This is a genomic window from Streptomyces sp. 135, from assembly GCF_020026305.1.
In the GTDB taxonomy this organism is placed as follows: domain Bacteria; phylum Actinomycetota; class Actinomycetes; order Streptomycetales; family Streptomycetaceae; genus Streptomyces.
This window is the reverse complement of sequence record NZ_CP075691.1, coordinates 7,144,978-7,162,473: the sequence shown is the minus strand read 5'-3', so window position 1 is coordinate 7,162,473 and position 17,496 is coordinate 7,144,978. Positions and strand designations below refer to the sequence as shown.

Annotated in this window: 16 protein-coding genes and 1 pseudogene; 10 read left to right on the top strand and 7 right to left on the bottom strand. The window is 71.2% G+C overall.

Annotated elements, in window-relative coordinates:
- Window positions 1-19: 19 nt before the first annotated feature.
- The 3 genes and pseudogenes from KKZ08_RS32225 to KKZ08_RS39045 all read left to right on the top strand — a co-directional run.
- The gene (locus tag KKZ08_RS32225) at window positions 20-568 is read left to right on the top strand and encodes a GNAT family protein (protein WP_223777782.1); all 549 of its coding nucleotides are present in this window, start codon (window positions 20-22) and stop codon (window positions 566-568) included.
- Window positions 569-786: 218 nt separating this feature from the next.
- On the top strand, window positions 787-2,127 hold the full coding sequence (locus KKZ08_RS32220) for a DUF3533 domain-containing protein (protein ID WP_223777781.1): 1,341 nt from the start codon (window positions 787-789) through the stop codon (window positions 2,125-2,127).
- Between the two features lie 52 nt (window positions 2,128-2,179).
- Window positions 2,180-2,452, top strand: a pseudogene (locus KKZ08_RS39045) (hypothetical protein); the annotation flags it as partial.
- Here KKZ08_RS39045 and KKZ08_RS39040 read toward each other — a convergent pair.
- The 6 genes from KKZ08_RS39040 to KKZ08_RS32185 all read right to left on the bottom strand — a co-directional run bounded on the left by KKZ08_RS39040 (window position 2,333) and on the right by KKZ08_RS32185 (window position 9,231).
- A complete protein-coding gene (locus KKZ08_RS39040) occupies window positions 2,333-3,544 on the bottom strand; it encodes an amidohydrolase family protein (RefSeq protein ID WP_346657924.1) in 1,212 nt (403 codons plus the stop codon). The pseudogene KKZ08_RS39045 and the gene KKZ08_RS39040 sit on opposite strands and share 120 nt — an antisense overlap.
- A 146-nt stretch (window positions 3,545-3,690) precedes the next feature.
- Window positions 3,691-5,094 carry a dihydropyrimidinase gene (hydA, locus tag KKZ08_RS32205; protein ID WP_223777780.1) on the bottom strand — a complete coding sequence of 468 codons (1,404 nt, stop codon included), beginning with the start codon at window positions 5,092-5,094 and terminating at the stop codon, window positions 3,691-3,693.
- A 69-nt stretch (window positions 5,095-5,163) separates the two neighbouring features.
- On the bottom strand, window positions 5,164-6,447 hold the full coding sequence (locus tag KKZ08_RS32200) for an aspartate aminotransferase family protein (protein ID WP_223777779.1): 1,284 nt from the start codon (window positions 6,445-6,447) through the stop codon (window positions 5,164-5,166).
- The gene (locus KKZ08_RS32195; protein WP_223777778.1) at window positions 6,444-7,286 is read right to left on the bottom strand and encodes a nitrilase-related carbon-nitrogen hydrolase; all 843 of its coding nucleotides are present in this window, start codon (window positions 7,284-7,286) and stop codon (window positions 6,444-6,446) included. Before KKZ08_RS32195 ends, KKZ08_RS32200 begins: the two co-directional genes overlap by 4 nt.
- A gap of 207 nt (window positions 7,287-7,493) precedes the next feature.
- Window positions 7,494-8,798 (bottom strand): tetratricopeptide repeat protein, encoded by a 1,305-nt coding sequence (locus KKZ08_RS32190; protein WP_223777777.1) that lies wholly within the window; start codon window positions 8,796-8,798, stop codon window positions 7,494-7,496.
- Between the two features lie 181 nt (window positions 8,799-8,979).
- Window positions 8,980-9,231 carry a helix-turn-helix transcriptional regulator gene (locus KKZ08_RS32185; RefSeq protein ID WP_223777776.1) on the bottom strand — a complete coding sequence of 84 codons (252 nt, stop codon included), beginning with the start codon at window positions 9,229-9,231 and terminating at the stop codon, window positions 8,980-8,982.
- A gap of 46 nt (window positions 9,232-9,277) precedes the next feature.
- Here KKZ08_RS32185 and map point away from each other — a divergent pair, with 46 nt between their 5' ends.
- The 4 genes from map (at window position 9,278) to KKZ08_RS32165 (ending at window position 11,723) form a co-directional block, all read left to right on the top strand.
- Window positions 9,278-10,045, top strand: a complete 768-nt coding sequence (gene map / locus KKZ08_RS32180) for a type I methionyl aminopeptidase (RefSeq protein ID WP_223779272.1) — start codon at window positions 9,278-9,280, stop codon at window positions 10,043-10,045.
- Between the two features lie 46 nt (window positions 10,046-10,091).
- Window positions 10,092-10,247 (top strand): hypothetical protein, encoded by a 156-nt coding sequence (locus tag KKZ08_RS32175; protein WP_223777775.1) that lies wholly within the window; start codon window positions 10,092-10,094, stop codon window positions 10,245-10,247.
- Between the two features lie 67 nt (window positions 10,248-10,314).
- Window positions 10,315-11,508: a hypothetical protein gene (locus tag KKZ08_RS32170; RefSeq protein WP_223777774.1), complete on the top strand. Its 1,194-nt coding sequence runs from the start codon at window positions 10,315-10,317 to the stop codon at window positions 11,506-11,508.
- A complete protein-coding gene (locus KKZ08_RS32165) occupies window positions 11,508-11,723 on the top strand; it encodes a hypothetical protein (protein WP_223777773.1) in 216 nt (71 codons plus the stop codon). Before KKZ08_RS32170 ends, KKZ08_RS32165 begins: the two co-directional genes overlap by 1 nt.
- 49 nt (window positions 11,724-11,772) lie before the next feature.
- Here the strand turns inward: KKZ08_RS32165 and ggt are convergent, their stop codons facing one another.
- The gene (gene ggt, locus KKZ08_RS32160; RefSeq protein WP_223777772.1) at window positions 11,773-13,587 is read right to left on the bottom strand and encodes a gamma-glutamyltransferase; all 1,815 of its coding nucleotides are present in this window, start codon (window positions 13,585-13,587) and stop codon (window positions 11,773-11,775) included.
- Between the two features lie 104 nt (window positions 13,588-13,691).
- Here ggt and KKZ08_RS32155 point away from each other — a divergent pair, with 104 nt between their 5' ends.
- The 3 genes from KKZ08_RS32155 (at window position 13,692) to KKZ08_RS32145 (ending at window position 17,493) form a co-directional block, all read left to right on the top strand.
- Window positions 13,692-14,447, top strand: coding sequence for a hypothetical protein (locus KKZ08_RS32155; RefSeq protein ID WP_223777771.1), 756 nt, complete (start codon window positions 13,692-13,694; stop codon window positions 14,445-14,447).
- 134 nt (window positions 14,448-14,581) lie between these two features.
- Window positions 14,582-15,775 carry an Ig-like domain-containing protein gene (locus KKZ08_RS32150; protein ID WP_223777770.1) on the top strand — a complete coding sequence of 398 codons (1,194 nt, stop codon included), beginning with the start codon at window positions 14,582-14,584 and terminating at the stop codon, window positions 15,773-15,775.
- A 113-nt stretch (window positions 15,776-15,888) separates the two neighbouring features.
- Window positions 15,889-17,493 carry an alpha/beta fold hydrolase gene (locus KKZ08_RS32145; RefSeq protein ID WP_223777769.1) on the top strand — a complete coding sequence of 535 codons (1,605 nt, stop codon included), beginning with the start codon at window positions 15,889-15,891 and terminating at the stop codon, window positions 17,491-17,493.
- Window positions 17,494-17,496 lie beyond the last annotated feature (3 nt).

Sequence of the window (17,496 nt, the reverse complement as noted above, 5' to 3'; positions counted from 1 at the left end):
TTGTGTGAATGGAGTCCTCATGTTCTCCCTCCCGCTGCGGGACGACGCCGACCTGCGCCCCCTGGAGACGTGGCACGCCGAGGAGTTCGCCGCCCATCTCGACCGGGCGCGGGAGCACATCCGGCCATGGGTGGGTTCCGGGTTCGTCACCGACGATGTCGACGGCGCCCGGGCCACCCTGCGCCGGTACGCGGAGCGGCAAGCCGCGGACGGCGCGCGCCTCTACGGCATCTGGCTCGACGGCACGCTGGTCGGCGGCGTCATGTTCGTGGCCTTCGACGCCGCCGCGGGCACGTGCGAGGTCGGCTGCTGGCTGGAACCGGCCGCCGAGGGCCGCGGTCTGATCACCACGGCGTGCCGCACCGTGCTGGACTGGGCGTTCACCACCCGGGGCGTACACCGCGCCGAGTGGCGCTGCCGGGCCGACAACGCCCGCAGCTCCGCGGTCGCCGAGCGGCTCGGCATGACCCTCGAAGGAGTACAGCGCGAGGCCTGGCCCTACGGCGGCACCCGCTACGACAAGCAGAACTGGGCGGTCCTCGCCGGGGAGTGGCGCGCCGGGGCGTGAAGGGGGGCGGGGCGGCGGCGTGAAGAGGCGGCGGGACTTGCCCGCCCTCTCACCGTCCGGCGAACCCCGGTACCGCAGGACGCGCGTGGTCCATTCGGGCAGGCACGACCAGCAGGCCTGTGTCGCGGGCGGTCCCGGGCCGGGGCGGCGCCTACGCTCGCCAGCGTTCGTTCGCCGGTACTCGGGGCAGACCCGCACTCATCACCTCATGGAGCGCCATGGCTTCCGACCGCGCGCGGCCCTCCGGGGCCGCGGTGAGCGCCCGGTCCGCGGTGAGCGCCGGGTCCCTGCTGCGCCACGGAAAGCTGTGGGTCGCGCCGGGCGTGCTCAGCGGACTCGTCGCCCTGATCCTCTCCCTGCTGTACATGGGCGGCGTCCTCACCCCGGAGAGCAGTCTCCACCGGCTGCCGATCGCGCTCGTGGACCAGGACGCCGGCAAGCCTCTGCCCGGAGCGCGGCAGAACCTGGGCGCGCAGGTCAGCGCCCAGGTCATCGCCTCCACTCCGGCCGAAGACGTACGGTGGCGCCGCCTCGGCATCGAGGCCGCCAAGGACCAACTCGCCTCCGGCAAGATCTACGGCGCCCTGGTGATCCCCGCCGACTTCACCGCCACGGTGGGGTCGCTGACCGGCACCCGCGCCACTCGGCCGACCCTGACCGTGCTCACCAACCCGGGGTTGGGCAGCCTCGGCTCGTCGATGGCCGCCCGGATCAGCCAACAGGCGGCCCAGAAGGCGTCGACGGGCATCGGCAAGCAGCTCACGGCCTCGCCGGAGATCGCCGACGCGGACTCCGCCACCCGCCTGCTGGCCGCCGACCCCGTCGCCGTGCGCACGGAGCCCGGCCACCCCATCGGCAGGCACAGCGGAATGGGACTCAGCGCCTTCTACTACACGCTGCTGCTCGTGCTGGCGGGCTTCCTGGGCGGCAACATCATCCACAACGCCGTCGACACCGCCCTCGGTTACGCCGACGCGGAGATCGGCCCCTGGCACTCGCGGCGGCCCACCGTCCCGATCAGCCGCACACAGACCTTGCTGCTCAAAATGGCCATGACCGCGGTGCTGGCCGTGCCGGTCACCGCGCTGACGATGCTCGCCTGCATCACCATCCTGGGCATGGACGCGTCCCACCTGCCCATGCTCGCGCTGTTCTCGTACTGCTCCTGCCTGAGCGTGGGACTCGGCGTACAGGCGATCAACGCGGCGTTCGGGAGCATCGGCCAGATCGTGTCGATGTTCGTCTTCATCGCGCTGGCCCTGCCGTCCTCCGGCGCCACCATCCCGCTGGAGGCCGTGCCCGGGTTCTACCGCTTCCTGGGCGTCTTCGAGCCGATGCGTCAACTCGTCTCGGGGGTCAGGGCGAATCCTGTAGCTGGGACCCGGCCGAGGAACTGGCGTACCTGCTCCAGGACGCGATCACGGACCAGACCGGTCCCGGCGCGGCGAGGAGGTCGCGGCGCGGACGACCCCCTGCTTTTCTGCCCGAGCCCTTCGCGACATCACGACCGAGCTGCCGCCGCTGAGGAAGAGCCCGCAGAGCCACCGCAAGACCCGTGAACAGCAGCGGCTGCACCTGGTCCGCACCGCGAGCTACGCCATCACCGCACTCGTGGCTCTCACGGCGTCGGCGGTGAGTCTCTTCAGCACGGCGGTCGCATACGACCCGCTGAGGATCATCGCGATCGGCCACACGGAGAACAGCTCGGTCACCTGGTGGCCCGCCCTCGTCTTCGGACCCTGGCTGGTGGCGTCCCTGTCCGTCCTACGAGCCGCTCTGCATCAACGCCGCGCCGTCCACTCCTGGTGCGTGGCCGTCCTCTTCTCCCTGATCACGATGCTCCTGTGCATCGCCCAGGCCCCCAGAGACGTCATCGACATCACCGTCGCCGTCCTGCCCAGCCTCGCCTCCCTGGCCTGTTTCCAGCAACTGGTCCGGCAGGTCACCCTCACCCGGCCCCCCAAGCGTGTCGCCCCCCGCCACCGCCTCCCCCAGACCCGCGTGCCGCTCCCCGCCGATGAAGCAGCCGTCAAGACGACGGCCGGCACCACCCAGAAGGCAGGAGTCCCCCGACCGCGCCCCGCGGGACGCGGGGAGCAGTGAACGGGGGCGGTAGCTCGGTGCCGGGCCCTCCGCCCGGCACCGAGCTACCGCCCGTAGACCTGGTTGCCGAGGACGTACGTGGCGGCAACCGCCTGTTCGCCGCCGAGGATCATCAACGCGAAGAGCCGTTCGTCGAAGGTCCCGGCCACTTCGTACGACGGGCCAGGGCGGGGTGGCGGCCCAGTCGAGGACGGTGGAGTCGGCCTCCTTGCCCGGCGCGAAGTTGCCGATGACGCCGTCGAGGTCCAGTGCCTGCGCGCCGCCGAGGGTCGCGAGGTAGAAGCCGCGGATGTCGGTCCCCATGCCGACGTCGATGTTCCGTGCCCGGGCGGCACGCAGGTCGAACAGACCGCTGCCGAGGAACAGGTTGGAGGTGGGGCAGAACGCGATGGCGGAGCCCGCCGCAGCGAGCCGGGCGCCCACCATCCTCAGCAGCCTCTTGGTGGAGGTGAGGGCGAACCTCGGTGTGAGGCTGTAGCCGAGCCGGCCCTTGCCGTGCCAGCGGTCGATCAGCTCGCGCGTCGCCCGCTCCGCCTCGTCGACATCGGCGTCGCGCAGATAGGCGGGGGCGTACGGCTCGCGGTCCATGAGGACCTTGCCGCAGAGCATGCGCAGGTCGCGTTCTGCGGCCTGCTCGAAGAAGGCGTCGACGGACACCGGGTGCACCGTGGGAAAAACACTCGCGGTCGTGGTCCCGGCGGCGAGCAGCCGGTCCAGGAAGAAGCCGCTCACCGCACGCACGTGTGCCCGGTCGTCGAACTTCGCCTCAGCGGGAAAGACGTACTTCTCCAGCCACTGCAGCAGTTGCTCACCGTACAAAGCGATGATGTCGACCTGGCTCGCGTGGACGTGGGTGTCGACGAAGCCCGGCACGATCAGCTTCCCGCGGTGGTCCACCTGCCGGGCGCCCGCGCGCAGCCGCCTGCCCAGGCGGACACCGCCGCGGCGGCGCCCAACCCCGACACCGAAGCGGCGGGTCACCCGGGAGAACGAAGCCGTCCGCCTGCTGCCCGGCCCCCCTAGTTCAGGTACTGGCAGGTGGAGCGCGGCGTGTACAGGCCGTGTCCTGCCCGGCCGGTGTAGGTGCGGGCGTCGATGACGACCTCGCCGCGTGAGAGGACCGTCTCCACCTGGCCCGTGACCCTCTTTCCCTCGTACGCCGAGTAATCGACGTTCATGTGGTGGGTCTCAGCGGACATGACCTGCTCGGCGTGCGGGTCGTAGATCACGATGTCGGCGTCCGCGCCGGGGGCGATGGTGCCCTTCTTCGGATAGAGGCCGAACATCCGGGCCGGGGCGGCGCAGGCGATCTCGATCCAGCGCCGGCGGCTGATGTGCCCGTCGACGACCGCCTGGTGCAGGAGGTCCATCCGGTTCTCCACGCCCGGCAGGCCGTTGGGGATCTTCGAGAAGTCGCCGCGGCCGAGCTCCTTCTGGCCCGTGAAGCAGAACGGGCAGTGGTCGGTGGAGACGACCTGGAGGTCGTTGGTGCGCAGCCCGCGCCAGAGCGCCGCCTGGTGCTCACGCGGCCTCAGCGGCGTACTGCACACGTATTTGGCGCCCTCGAAGTCCGGCTCGGCAAGGTTGTCGGTGGAGAGGAAGAGGTACTGCGGGCAGGTCTCGCCGAAGACGTTCAGGCCCTTGTCGCGGGCGGCGGCAAGCTCGGCGACGGCCTCCTCGGCCGACACATGCACGACGTACAGCGGGGCGTCGGCGACCCGGGCGAGCTGGATCGCGCGGTGCGTGGCCTCCGCCTCCAGCAGCGCCCTGCGCACTTCGCCGTGGTAGCGCGGATCGGTCTCGCCACGGGCCAGGGCCTGCTCGACGAGTACGTCGATGGCGATGCCGTTCTCGGCGTGCATCATGATCAGCCCGCCGTTGGCCGACGCGCGCTGCATGGCGCGCAGGATCTGCCCGTCGTCGCTGTAGAAGACGCCGGGGTAGGCCATGAAGAGCTTGAAGGAGGTCACGCCCTCCTCCACCAGCAGGTCCAGCTCCTTGAGCGTCCGCTCGTTCACATCGGAGACGATCATGTGGAAGGCGTAGTCGATCGCGCACTTCCCGTCCGCCTTCGCGTAGTACGCGTCGAGCCCCTCGCGCAAGGAGTGCCCCACGGTCTGCACCGCGAAGTCGACGATGGTGGTGGTGCCGCCCCAGGCCGCGGCCCGGGTCCCGGTCTCGAAGGAGTCGGCCGAGAAGGTGCCGCCGAACGGGAACTCCATGTGCGTATGGGCGTCGACCCCGCCCGGGATCACGTACTTTCCGGTGGCGTCGATGACGTGCTCGGCGGTCCACGCGCCCGCCGCGGCGGTGCCGCTCGCGGCGAGCGCGGCGATCCTGCCGTCCTCGATCAGCACGTCGGCGTGGATCTCCTCGGCGGCGGTGACGACGAGGCCGCCGCGGATCAGGGTGCGGGTACTCATGTGGTGCGCTCCCTCTTCTGCACAGGGGGTGTGGCAGGGGGTGTGGCAGGGGGTGTGGCAGGGGGTGAACTAGGCGCTTCGCAGGGCCTGTTCGAGGATGGCCGCGCCCTCCTCCGCCTCCGCGACGGTCAGCGAAAGGGGCGGGGCGACGCGCAGGACGCTGGTGCTGTGGCCGCCTCCCTTGCCGATGAGCAGGCCCCCCTCACGGGCCGCTTCGAGCACTGCGGCGGCCGCGCGCTGGTTCGGCTCGTCGGTGCCGGGCTCGACCAGCTCGATGCCGATCATCAGGCCGCGCCCGCGCACCTCGCGCACGACGGGCAGCTGGGCGCAGATCGCCCGCAGCCGCTCGATGAGCAGGCCCCCGACGCGCCGGGCGTTGCCCTGGAGGTCGTGCTCCAAGAGGTACGTGAGGTTGGCGAGGCCCGCCGCCATGGTGACCGGCGAACCGCCGAACGTAGAGATGGAGTTGGCGTCGAGGCAGTTCATGACCTCGGCGCGGGCGACGACACCGCCGATCGACATGCCGTTGCCGATGCCCTTGGCGAAGGTCAGCATGTCCGGCGGGCCGCTGCGGGCGTGGGCCTGCCAGCCCCAGAAGTGCTCGCCGGTGCGGCCCCAGCCGGTCTGCACCTCGTCGGAGATCCACAGGATGCCGTGCTCGGCGAGGACCTCGCGGAAGGCGGCGTACAGCCCGTCGGGCGGCGACGTGAAGCCGCCGACCCCCTGGATCGGCTCGGCGATCAGCGCCGCCACTCCCCCGCGGGCCTGCCCGAGCATGTCCCGCAGGTCGGCCACGCAGGCCGCCGTGAACTCGGCGTCGCTCAACTCGGCGTACGGGCCGCGACTGCGGACGCCGCCGTGCACGTACAGCGTCTGGAGCGGGGAGAGGCTCGTCGGCGACCACGACTGGTTGCCGGTGATGCCGACGGCCGAGAAGGAGCGGCCGTGGTAGCTGTTGCGCATCGCCAGGATCTGGTTGGAGCGGCGGTGCGCGGTGGCGAGCAGCAGCGCCGCGTCGTTGGCCTCCGTGCCGGAGGTCGTGAAGAAGACACGGGCGTCGGGGATGCCGGACAACGCGGCGACGCGCTCGGCGAGTTCGACCATCGGGCGGTCGAGATAGAGCGTCGAGGAGTGGATGATCCGGCCCGCCTGCTCGCTCACCGCCTTGGTGACCTCGGGCAGGGCGTGCGCCGTCATGGTGGTGAGGATGCCGCCGAAGAAGTCGAGGTACTTCCTGCCGTCGGCGCCCCAGACATACCGGCCCTCGCCGTGCGTCAGCTCGATGGGCCGCTGGTAGTAGAGCGCGAGCCACTCGGGCATGACCGCCCTGTGGCGGTCGTACAGGTCGGTCACGGCTGCACCAGCCCTTCGTAGACGTCGGGGCGTCGGTCGCGGTAGAACGCCCACTGTTGTCGTACTTCCTCGATGAGCCCGAAGTCGAGGTCGCGGATGAGGAGTTCCTCTGTCTTGTCGCTCGCGGGCTCGCCGACGAACTGGCCTCGCGGATCGACGAAGTACGACGTTCCGTAGAAGTCGTTGTCGCCGTACTCCTCCTGGCCCACGCGGTTGATCGCGGCGATGAAGTACTCGTTGGCGACGGCCGCCGCGGGTTGTTCCAGCTGCCAGAGGTGGGAGGAGAGGCCGCGGTGGGTGGCGGAGGGGTTGTAGACGATCTGGGCACCGTTCAGGCCGAGTTGGCGCCAGCCCTCCGGGAAGTGGCGGTCGTAGCAGATGTATACGCCGACCTTGCCGACGGTGGTGTCGAAGACCGGCCAGCCCAGGTTTCCCGGCTTGAAGTAGTACTTCTCCCAGAAGCCCTTGACCTGGGGGATGTGATGCTTGCGGTACTTGCCGAGGTAGCTTCCGTCGGCGTCGATCACGGCCGCGGTGTTGTAGTAGAAACCGGACTGCTCGGTTTCGAAGACCGGGACGACGATCACCATGCCGGTCTCGCGGGCGAGCGCCCGCATGCGCGTGACGGTGGGTCCGTCCGGCACGGGCTCGGCCCAGCGGTAGTGCTCGGGCTCCTGGACCTGGCAGAAGTAGGGAGCGTTGAAGACCTCTTGGAATCCGATGATCTTCGCGCCCTGCCGGGCCGCCTCGCGGGCGTGCTCCTCGTGCTTGGCGATCATGGATTCGGTGTCGCCCGTCCAGGTCGCCTGGACTAGTGCGGCGCGTACGACGTTGACCATGAGCTGCTCCTTCACTGCCCTGGGGAGGACTGCCCTTGAGAGGGCGTCAGAGAGCCTGTACGCACGTAGAGAGAGTCTCTACGCACGTAGATTTGGTGCGTGGACAGGCAAACGTAAGCCTGCGCCGACGGGCTGAGCAAGACCATCGTCGTCAGCCGGCGGAGTCGATCATGTTTCGCACCCGAGCGGGCGAGGGGCGGGTGCAATTCACGCGTTGAAGCCCGCCACGCGCAGGGCGTGCACCAGGTCCCAGCGGTGTTCCTCCGAGACCCCCCGGGCCGTCTCCAGGAGCAGTGGGACGAGGCGGCGAGGGTCGGTGTGCGCGCAGCGCGCCGCGTCCTCCGGGGTGCGGACGCGGAGATACGAGTCGAGGAGCGCGCGGGCCTCCCGCTCCCGGCCCGCGTCGATCAGCGCGAGGATCGCCTCGGCGATCTCCGGTGCCGGGCGTGCGACGCCCTGCCGCAGCAGCTTCCGGCAGTCGTCCGCGCGGCCCGCGCCCGCGAGGGCGTCCGCGAGGGCCACGAGGCGGTCGGGGGGCAGCGAGGCGGCCTCCCAGAGGAGGGTGGCCCAGTCCGCGGCCAGTCCCGCGCGGTGCAGTTCCGCGGCGAGCGGCGGCAGGTCGTGGGGCGGTCGGGCCGCCGCCTCCACCAGTACGGCGTGGGCCTCGCCGGTGCGGCCTTCGCGGCGGAGGTGGAGCAGGGCCTGGACGGTCTGTGTGGTGTGGTCGGGCTTGGCGTGGTCGGGCTTGGCGTGGGGGGTGGGGGCGGGGGGGGGTACTTCGGGGGTGGGTGCCTCGGGGGGCGGCGGTTCATAGCGTGCGCCGCGGGGGGTGGAGGGCGTTGCGGGCGTGGGGGTGGGGGGTGCGGCGGGCTCCGGGTACGTGTCCGTGGTCTGCAGGCCTGCGTAGCGGGCACCCCGGGGGTGGTGGGGCTGGTCGGGGTTGGGGGCGGCGTCGGGGCGGGGGCGAGTCGGAGTCGTGCCGGGGTTCGCCCAGGTGGGGCGGTCCGCCGACTCCAGGCGGGCCAGTCGCTCCTGGAGTTCCGCGCACCGGGCGGTCGCCCGCTCGTGGTCGTCGCGCACCCACGCGAGGTCGAGGCTGATGCGGTCGGCGTCGTCGGGGGCGGTCGCCTCGGACAGCAGGCGGCTCAGGTCCGCCTCCCTCTCCAGGGCGAGCCGCCGCTCCGTGAGCATCATGTCGAGGCGGTCGCCGAGCAGCTCGCGGGCGCCGGGGCGGGAGTCGTACGCGGTGAGTGACGCGCGGTGCAGGGTGCGGGCCCTGTGGGTCTCGCGTTCGGCCTCGGGGATGCCTCGGTCGGCCGCGAGGTCGTGGAGCAGGGCCTGGACCACGTCCCAGGGCGGGACCTCTACGCCGTCCAGGCAGGCGCGCATGCCGTCCGGGTCGCGTTGCCAGAACACGCCGCACCAGCCGGTTGCCTGGTCCAGGCGTCCCAGCAGGTCCCTCAAGTACCTTGCGAACTCCCCTACTTGGTCCGGGAGTTGTCCCACTGCCATCTGACCAGCACCGCCCCGTGGAGACTGGAGTCTTCCGGTCCGGAAGATAACACCAGACGTGTTACTGGACGACTACACGGAGTTTTCCGGTGGTTGTCCGGTTGCCTGGGGTGCGTTTGGGGGGCGCGCCCGCGGCCGCGGGCGCGCTCCCGCCTCGACGCCTTGATGCCTCGCGCACCCGTCACGCAGGAGCGAGCTCGCAGCGGAGGACGATTTCGTCCAGGGAGAGGTGCAGGACGGAGGCCAGCGCCGCCACCGTGAAGAGCGCCGGCGTCGGCGCCCGTCCCGTCTCGATCTTCCGGAGGGTCTCCGCGGAGAGCCCAGCCTCCGCGGCCACCGACACCATGCTCCGCGTCCCTCGCGCTTCCCGCAGCAGCTGCCCCAGCCGCTCGCCGCGCTCACGCTCTTCGGGGGTCAAGGGGGTACGAACCATGCCGCCATCGTACGACGCCCATTTAAATACCGGTATAGTAATGGGCATGGTGGAACTCAAGACTGATGAATCGATCGACGCGATGCGCGAGGCGGGTCGCGTCGTGGCGCAGGCGCTCACGGCTGCGCGCGAGGCCGCGGCCGTCGGCGTAGCGCTGCTCGACCTGGACGCGATCGCGCACGACGTGCTCCGCGAGGCCGGGGCCTCCTCGCCCTTCCTCGGCTACCGGCCGCACTTCGCCCCGGTGCCCTTCCCCGCGGTCCTGTGCACCTCGGTGAACGACGCGATCGTGCACGGCGTCCCGACCGCCTACCGCCTGCGCGACGGCGACCTGGTCTCCATCGACTTCGGCGCCCAGCTCGGCGGCTGGGCCGGGGACTCGGCGGTCAGCTTCATCGTCGGCACCCCGCGACCCGAGGACCTGCGCCTCATCGAGACGGCCGAGCACGCCCTGGCGGCGGGCATCGAGGCGGCGGTCGTCGGCAACCGCATCGGCGACATCGCCCATGCCATCGGCACCGTCTGCCGCAAGGCGGGGTACGGCATCCCCGAGGGGTTCGGTGGGCACGGCATCGGGCGCCGCATGCACGAGGACCCCGGCGTGCCGAACGAGGGTCGGCCCGGCCGCGGCATGCCGCTGCGGCCCGGCATGGTCCTGGCCATCGAGCCGATGGTGATCGCCGGTGGCGACGATCACTACCACCCCGCGCCCGACGGCTGGACGCTGCGGACGAACGACGGGAGCCGCGCGGCCCACGCCGAGCACACCGTGGCGATCACCCAGGACGGTCCCAGGATCCTCACGGCACTGTGACACCTCGGGGACACTCCCCTACGTAGATCATTCGTACGATGCGCCGGTGAGACGAGAGATCATCGATTACGGACGGTTCGCGGAGCGGCTGCGGGCGCATCAGCAGGGGCGGGCGCGCTGGGAGTTGCTGGACGCCGTCCAGCGCGAGTGGGGGTATGAGGAACCCGGGCACTCACACCCAGTGGCCGCCCAAGATCTCTGAGCTCGAAGTCGCCCCGGACAGCTGGCTGTTGGCGGGTGGGAGCACCGATCGTCGCGTCTGTGTGTTCATGTCCGAGTATCACTACAGCCATGAGTGGGGCTATCTCGCGGCCGAGGCCGAACAGCCCGACCCGCGCGTCGTCGTCAGCGTCGGCGGCGCGTGGGTCGAGCAGAGCCGCTCGTTGTCCGAGTTCCTGATGCGGCTGGCCTTCGAGCGGATGCCCGCGCACTACGGCTGGACGCTGCGGGCTCGTACGGCGCCCCGGATGCGGTCATACGGCACGGGCGCGGGCCCGGCGCCGACTTCAGGATCGTCGTCAACGCCCGTACGCGCGACGCGCTCATCGCGGTCGCCGAGACCCTGGGCGTCGACTGGTCCGGCGACAAGGCGATCCGCCCGCCGAGCGAGCCGCCCCCGCCCCTGGAGGACCCTGGGGCCGGTCTCGTTGGAGGAGGGCGCCGCCGACCCGCGAGGGCGCTGGACGGTCGTCTCGCGCGGCCCCGCCTCACCGCCCCCCGTGCCCGGCGCAGCCGCCGCGCTCGTCCCCGGGCCCGCAGCCGTCCGGGCGGTGGCCGCCGACCAGGACGCGACGACCCTCGCGGCCGGTGACGCGGACGGCCAGGTGCATGTCCTGGAGACCGACGACGAGCACCCCGAGACCATCAGCCTGTCGCTGCACCGCGCCCCGGTGACCGCGCTCACCTGCCTGAAGCTGGACAGCGGCAGGCGCCTCGTACTGAGCGGCGACGAGCACGGCGGGATCCGCTACTGGAGCACCCGCCGCAAGCCCCTGCGCTCCCCCTTCGCCCGCCGCCGCACGCCCGTACGAGCCCTGCCCACCGCCCAGCTGGAGACCGGGCCCGCGCTCGCCGCCGCGTGGGCCGACGGCCTGGCCCGGGTCTGGGACATCGCGTCCGACGCGGTGGCCGCGCTGCGTCTTGGCACCGGGATCACCTTCCTCGGCCTCGACGCGGACGGCACCCTGCGCGTCACCGACGCCGACGGCACCTCCGTGCTCCGGCTGGACCTGGCGAAGCTGTGGCCCCACAGGGATCTGCAGATCCGCCTGGACGGTGTCGACTGGGGCTCGCTGTGGACCTCCCGCGGCCCCGGTCACATGATCCTGGACCTCATCGGCAAGGTCGCCTCGGACGACAAGAAGACCGCCATGGACGCGGTGCACGACCTGTACCGGCTGCTGGTGCCAAGGAGGCCTCCTCGACGGCGGCGGTCCCCGCGATCCCGTTCCTGGTCGAGCTGATGCAGGCCCCGGACAATCTGTCGCGGAGCACCCTGCTGCTGCTCATCGCGGGCCTCGCCGACGTCCGCCAGGCCCGCGGCGGCCGCGGTGACGCCCAGCTCGCCGCCGTCCGCGAGGCGCTGCCCACCCTGCGGTATCTGCACGATGACCCGGAATCAGCCATCCGCTGGGCCGCCAACGAACTGGAGCGAAACTGCGCGGCCACGCCCGCCTGAGGGGTCTCACGTATACGAGACGCACGCGAGACCCCCGGGACGCGGCGGCTCACTCGGCGGGACGTACCACCATCGCCGAGCCGCCGCCCCTGCGCTCCTTCTCCGCCGCCGCGAGCCACTTGCCGCCCGGCAGCCGCTGGACGCCCGTCGCCGCGCCGATCTCCGGGTTCCGTTTGAAGGAGTGCCCGATCGACTCCAGGGAGGCGCGCAGCCGGCTGTCCCACAGGCCCGGTTCCAGCTCGGTCTGCGCGGCGTTGCGCTGGCTCGCGCGCGGCGCGGCGATCGCGTCCACCAGCGGCAGGCCGCGGTCGACGAAGCCGGTGAGGGTCTGCAGGACGGTCGTGATGATGGTGGCGCCGCCCGGCGAACCGAGCGCCACCACCGGCTTGCCGTGCTTCAGCACGATCGTCGGCGCGATCGAGGAGCGCGGGCGCTTGCCCGGCCCCGGCAGGTTCGGGTCGTGCACCGCCGGGTCGGCGGGCGCGAAGGAGAAGTCCGTCAGTTCGTTGTTGAGGAGGAAGCCCCGGCCGGGGACCGTGATGCCGCTGCCGCCCGTGGACTCGATGGTCAGGGTGTAGGCGACGACGTTGCCCCACTTGTCGGCGGCCGTGAGGTGCGTGGTGTTCTCTCCCTCGTACGTCGTGGGGGCCGCCTTGTCCCCCGAGGCGCACGGCTTGGGGTGGCGGGGGTCGCCGGGCGCGAGCGGGCTCTTGAGGACCGCGTCGTCCTTGATCAGGCACTCCCGCGTGTCCGCGAACCGCTGCGTGAGGAGTTCCTTCGCCGGTACGTCCTCGAAGGCGGGGTCGCCGACCCAGCGGCCCCGGTCGGCGAACGCGATGCGGCTTGCCTCGATGAAGCGGTGCAGGTACTTCGTCCTCGACGCCTTGGAGAGGTCGGTGCGCTCCAGGATGTTCAGCGCCTCACCGACCGTGGTGCCGCCGGAGGACGAGGGGGCCATGGAGTAGACGTCGAGGCCGCGGTAGGTCGTCTTCGTGGGCTTCTGGCGCTTGACGTCGTAGGACGCGAGGTCCTTGAGGGAGAGGTCGCCGGGGCGTGCCACGCGGCCGGACGCCGGGGCGACGGGCGGCTTGTTGACGGTGCGTACGAAATCCTTGGCGAGCTTCCCGTGGTACAGCGCCCCTACGCCCTTGCGGCCCAGCTCGTCGTACGTGCGGGCCAGGTCGGGGTTCTTGAACGTCGAGCCGACCACCGGGAGCTTCCCGCCGGGCAGGAACAGCTTCGCCGAGGCGGGGAAGTCCCTGAAGCGCTTCTCGTTCGACTCGGTCTGGGAGCGGAAGGTCTCGTCGACCGTGAAGCCGTCGCGGGCGAGGCGTTCGGCGGGCTTCAGGAGCGTGCCGAGCTTCTTGGTCCCCCAGGCGTCGAGCGCCGACTGCCAGGTCGCGGGCGTCCCGGGGGTGCCGACGCCGAGGCCGCTGGTGACCGCGTCCGCGAAGGGGATCGGCTTGCCGTTCTCCAGGAAGAGCCCGGCGTCCGCGGTGCGCGGGGCCGTCTCGCGGCCGTCGATGGTGCTCACCTTGCGGGTCTTGGCGTCGTAGTGGACGAAGTATCCGCCGCCGCCGACACCGGCCGAGTAGGGCTCGGTGACGCCGAGCGCGGCCGCGGTGGCGACGGCCGCGTCCACGGCGTTGCCGCCCTTGCGCAGCACCTCGATGCCCGCGGCCGAGGCATCCGGGTCGACACTGGCGACCGCGCCGCCGTACCCGACGGCGACCGGCACCTTCGCCGGGCCCGGCGGGGTGTGTTCCGCTGAGCGCGTAGGCGAAGGGGGTGCGGCGGCACCGACCGACACCAATACCCCTCCGACCGCCAATAGCGTCAGATTACGTGCGACAGCGCGACGCATTCGTACCTCCAGTCAACAGCCGTCCGCGCAGCGTAACTTCGCGGCCCCCGCCGCGTCAGGACCCCCTCGAACGTGTCTCCGAGGTGGCGCTAGCATGCGCCCCCATGACTGAAGACGTGCGCAACCTCGTCCTCGGCCTGATCGCGGTCGGCCTAGGCGCCCCCCTTGGCTGGCTCGTCCGCAGCCAGTTGTGGAAGCGCAGGCTCCGTCGCAAGCAGGCGTTCTTCGGGCTGCCCGCCAACTCCGAGTCGCTGCTCGTGGTCAACCGCGACGCGGGCGGCGGCGAGCTGATGGTGGTGCGCCACGACGTGTTCGCGCTCCTGGAGCTCGCCGCGGTGATCAAGGAGTGCGGGGCGCACGCGCAGATCGTCGCGCACGACGCGGCCCGGCAGGGCTTCGGCGAGCGCACCGAGTTCTGCGTGGGCAGCCCGGTGGCGAACCGCCGCATGGCGGCGCACCTGCACTCGCTGCTCCCGGGCGTGCGGGTGAACGCCGAGCCGGAGCCGACACCCGACCGCGGCGCGTTCCAGATCGGCGCCGAGCGCTACCGCCTGGAGGCGGGCCTCACGGAGTACGTGCTCCTCGCGCGGCTCACCGCCGACCAGGGCCAGGAGGCGAGACCCGTCTTCCTCCTCTGCGGACAGCGCGCGGTCACCAGCCAGGCGGCCGGCCGCTATCTCGCACGCCACCACGAGAAGCTCGCGCGCAAGTACGGCAACAACTCCTTCGTGCTGCTGCTGAAGGTCGTCAATTCGCAGGCGTACGGGCCGGACGTCGTCGAACTCGTCGCGGACGTGACGCGCGCGGCCCAGACGCCGATCCCCACGCCGTCGGCCCGCACCTCTCATCGCGCGAAGTGACCGCGCCCTCACCGTGGGCCCACCTCGCCGGGGGCCTTCTGTGACCTAGCGGTCATTTTCCGGACATCAGGCTACCTGTCGGCCTCGTGTCCCCTCTCTCCGGGCAGTCCACATTCGCACGGAGGTACGTTTCCTTGTCCCCGCAGAGCTCTTCGAGCCGCCGACGCCCCCTTCGCACCCGCCACGCGGCGACCGCGGGAGTCGCGGTCCTTGCCGCCGCCCTGAGCGCCTGCTCGGGCGGCGGTGACTCGTCCGACGGCAAGGCCGCCGCCGAGAAGCCGGAGATCTCGGTGAACCTCACGGGGCAGCAGGCCAAGGCGGGCGGGCCGGTCACGGTGAAGCTGGCCGGCGGCAAGCTGAAGCAGGTGACGGTCGCCGACGCCAAGGGCGCGGAGCTGCCCGGCAAGGTCTCGGCGAACGGCACCACCTGGAAGTCGCAGCGCGTGGCGGCGCCCGGTACCGCGTACCAGGTCGAGGCGGTCAGCGAGCAGGGCGGCAGCGCGAAGGCGTCCTTCAAGACGGCCGCACCCAAGCAGGTCAACAAGGTGACGCTCGCCCCGGGCAAGGGCACCACCGTCGGCATCGCCCAGCCCCTGTCGATCACCTTCGACCACCCGGTGCGGAACAAGGCCGAGGTCGAGAAGCAGCTGAAGGTGACGACCTCCGACGGCACCACCGGTTCCTGGGGCTGGATCAAGAACTACGACGGCAAGGACCGCGTCGACTGGCGCCCCGAGGAGTACTGGAAGTCCGGCACGAAGGTGAAGCTGGACGCGCGGCTCAACGGCATCGACTCCGGTGGCGGCGACTGGTTCGTCCGCGACTACGCCACCGGCTTCACGGTCGGCAAGAGCCAGGTCGTGAAGGTGAACCTGGACAGCAAGACGGCGACGCTGGCGAGGGACGGCAAGACGGTCAAGTCGCTCCCGATGTCCGCGGGCACGCCCGGCGGCGAGAAGGCCTCCTGGGGCGGTACGTCCGTCCTGATGTCGAAGGAGGGCACGATCAACATGCGCTCCGAGACGGTCGGCCTCAGCGGCAGCGACAGCTACAACAAGATGGTCGACTACTCGATGCGGCTGACCTGGTCGGGCATGTACGCGCACGCGGCACCGTGGAACGTCTCGTACTTCGGCAACACCAACCACAGCTCCGGCTGCGTCGGCATGAGCACCGGCGACGCGGGCTGGCTCTACCGCGAGGCGCAGATAGGCGACCCCTTCGAGGTCACCGGCAGCGGCTCGAAGGGTACGCCGGACCCGGGCAACGGCTACGGCGAGTGGAACCTCTCCTGGTCGGACTGGCAGACCAAGAGCGCGCTGAGCTGACGGTACGTCCGTCAACAATCGTTACCGGGGCGTAACTTACCGATGGGTTACCCCTGGTAAAGCCCTGCGGTTACCGTCGGGTCACTTTGCACCGTCCGAGTGAGGAGTGACCCGTGGGACTGCCGCACCGTGCTCACCATGCCTGGCGTACGACCACCGTGGGGAGTGTCTCGGCGGCCCTCGTCGCCGGGGCCGCCTTCGGGCTCGCCCCGGCGGCACAGGCGGCGCCCGCCGCCGGGCCGTCGGCCGCGAGCGCCACCGGCGTACGCTTCGTCGACATCCCCGGCGAGGGCGGCACGGTCCTCAAGGCCAACGTCTTCGCACCGAAGGACGCGGAGCCCGGCGCGAGATACCCCTCGATCGTGCTGCCCACCAGCTGGGCCATGCCCCAGATCGAGTACGTGGCACAGGCGCAGAAGCTCGCGAACGACGGCTATGTCGTGGTGAGTTACAACTCCCGCGGCTTCTGGCAGTCCGGCGGCGAGATAGAGACCGCGGGCCCCGAGGACATCGCCGACGCCTCCAAGGTCATCGACTGGACGCTGGCGAACACCCCGGCCGACCCGACGAAGGTCGGCATGGCGGGCGTCTCGTACGGCGCGGGCATCAGTCTGCTCGCCGCCGGGCACGACAAGCGGATCAAGGCCGTGGCCGCGCTGAGCGGCTGGGCCGACCTGATCGACTCGATCTACAGCGGGCGCACCCAGCACGTCCAGGCCGCCGCCCTGCTCGGCGGCGCGGGGGCGCTCACCGGTCGCCCGAGCGCCGAACTCCAGCAGACGCTCAAGGACTTCCTCGCCTCCAATCTGGACAAGGAGGACGAGATGATCGCCTGGGGCGCCAAGCGGTCCCCCGTGACCCATCTCGACCGGATCAACGAGAACGGCGCGGCCATCATGCTCGGCAACGCCTGGGGCGACACGCTCTTCCCGCCCAACCAGTACGCCGAGTTCTACGAGCGGCTGACCGGCCCCAAGCGCCTGGAGTTCCGCCCGGGCGACCACGCGACGGCGGAGGCGACGGGCCTGCTCGGCCTGCCCAACGACACCTGGACCTCCACCCGGCGCTGGTTCGACCACCACCTCAAGGGCGAGGCCAACGGCATCGACAAGGAGCAGCCGGTCCAGCTCAAGTCCCGGTCGACGGGCGGCTACGAGGGCTACCCGGACTGGAAGTCGGTTGGCCCCACCCGCAAGAAGATCGCCATGGCGGGGACCACCACGATCCGCACGAACGTCGACTCGGGCGCCAACGGCGGCATCGCGATCCTCTCCAACGCCCTGGACCAGTTCCTGAAGATCCCGCCGACGGCCTCCGTGCCGCTGCTGCCGCGCCGCTACACGGGCGTCTGGCAGTCGGAGCGGTACGCGTCGGACCAGCGGGTGCGCGGGACGGCGAAGCTGCACACCACGCTCACCAGCACCAAGGAGAGCGGCACCCTCGTCGCGTACCTCTACGACGTGGGCCCGCTCGGCCTCGGCAAGCTGGTCAGCAATGCGCCGTACACCTTCCACGGCAAGACGCCCGGCAAGCCGTTCGGCGTGGACCTGGAGCTGTTCTCCACGGCCTACGACGTACCGGCAGGCCACCGACTCGCCCTGGTCGTCGACACGGTCGACCCGCTGTACATCGAGCACAACCCGTCCGGCGCGCAGCTGACCTTCTCCTCACCGGCGGCGGACCCGAGTTACGTGTCCGTCCCCCTGCGCGAGCAGTGATCT

What these genes read in the sequence shown, in the direction of transcription:
- KKZ08_RS32225 (WP_223777782.1), top strand. Translation starts at nt 20, where the DNA reads ATGTTCTCCCTCCCGCTGCGGGACGACGCCGACCTGCGCCCCCTGGAG.
- KKZ08_RS32220 (WP_223777781.1), top strand. Translation starts at nt 787, where the DNA reads ATGGCTTCCGACCGCGCGCGGCCCTCCGGGGCCGCGGTGAGCGCCCGG.
- hydA (WP_223777780.1), bottom strand. Translation starts at nt 5,094, where the DNA reads ATGAGTACCCGCACCCTGATCCGCGGCGGCCTCGTCGTCACCGCCGCC.
- KKZ08_RS32195 (WP_223777778.1), bottom strand. Translation starts at nt 7,286, where the DNA reads ATGGTCAACGTCGTACGCGCCGCACTAGTCCAGGCGACCTGGACGGGC.
- KKZ08_RS32190 (WP_223777777.1), bottom strand. Translation starts at nt 8,798, where the DNA reads ATGGCAGTGGGACAACTCCCGGACCAAGTAGGGGAGTTCGCAAGGTAC.
- KKZ08_RS32185 (WP_223777776.1), bottom strand. Translation starts at nt 9,231, where the DNA reads ATGGTTCGTACCCCCTTGACCCCCGAAGAGCGTGAGCGCGGCGAGCGG.
- map (WP_223779272.1), top strand. Translation starts at nt 9,278, where the DNA reads ATGGTGGAACTCAAGACTGATGAATCGATCGACGCGATGCGCGAGGCG.
- KKZ08_RS32170 (WP_223777774.1), top strand. Translation starts at nt 10,315, where the DNA reads ATGTCCGAGTATCACTACAGCCATGAGTGGGGCTATCTCGCGGCCGAG.
- KKZ08_RS32165 (WP_223777773.1), top strand. Translation starts at nt 11,508, where the DNA reads ATGCAGGCCCCGGACAATCTGTCGCGGAGCACCCTGCTGCTGCTCATC.
- ggt (WP_223777772.1), bottom strand. Translation starts at nt 13,587, where the DNA reads ATGCGTCGCGCTGTCGCACGTAATCTGACGCTATTGGCGGTCGGAGGG.
- KKZ08_RS32155 (WP_223777771.1), top strand. Translation starts at nt 13,692, where the DNA reads ATGACTGAAGACGTGCGCAACCTCGTCCTCGGCCTGATCGCGGTCGGC.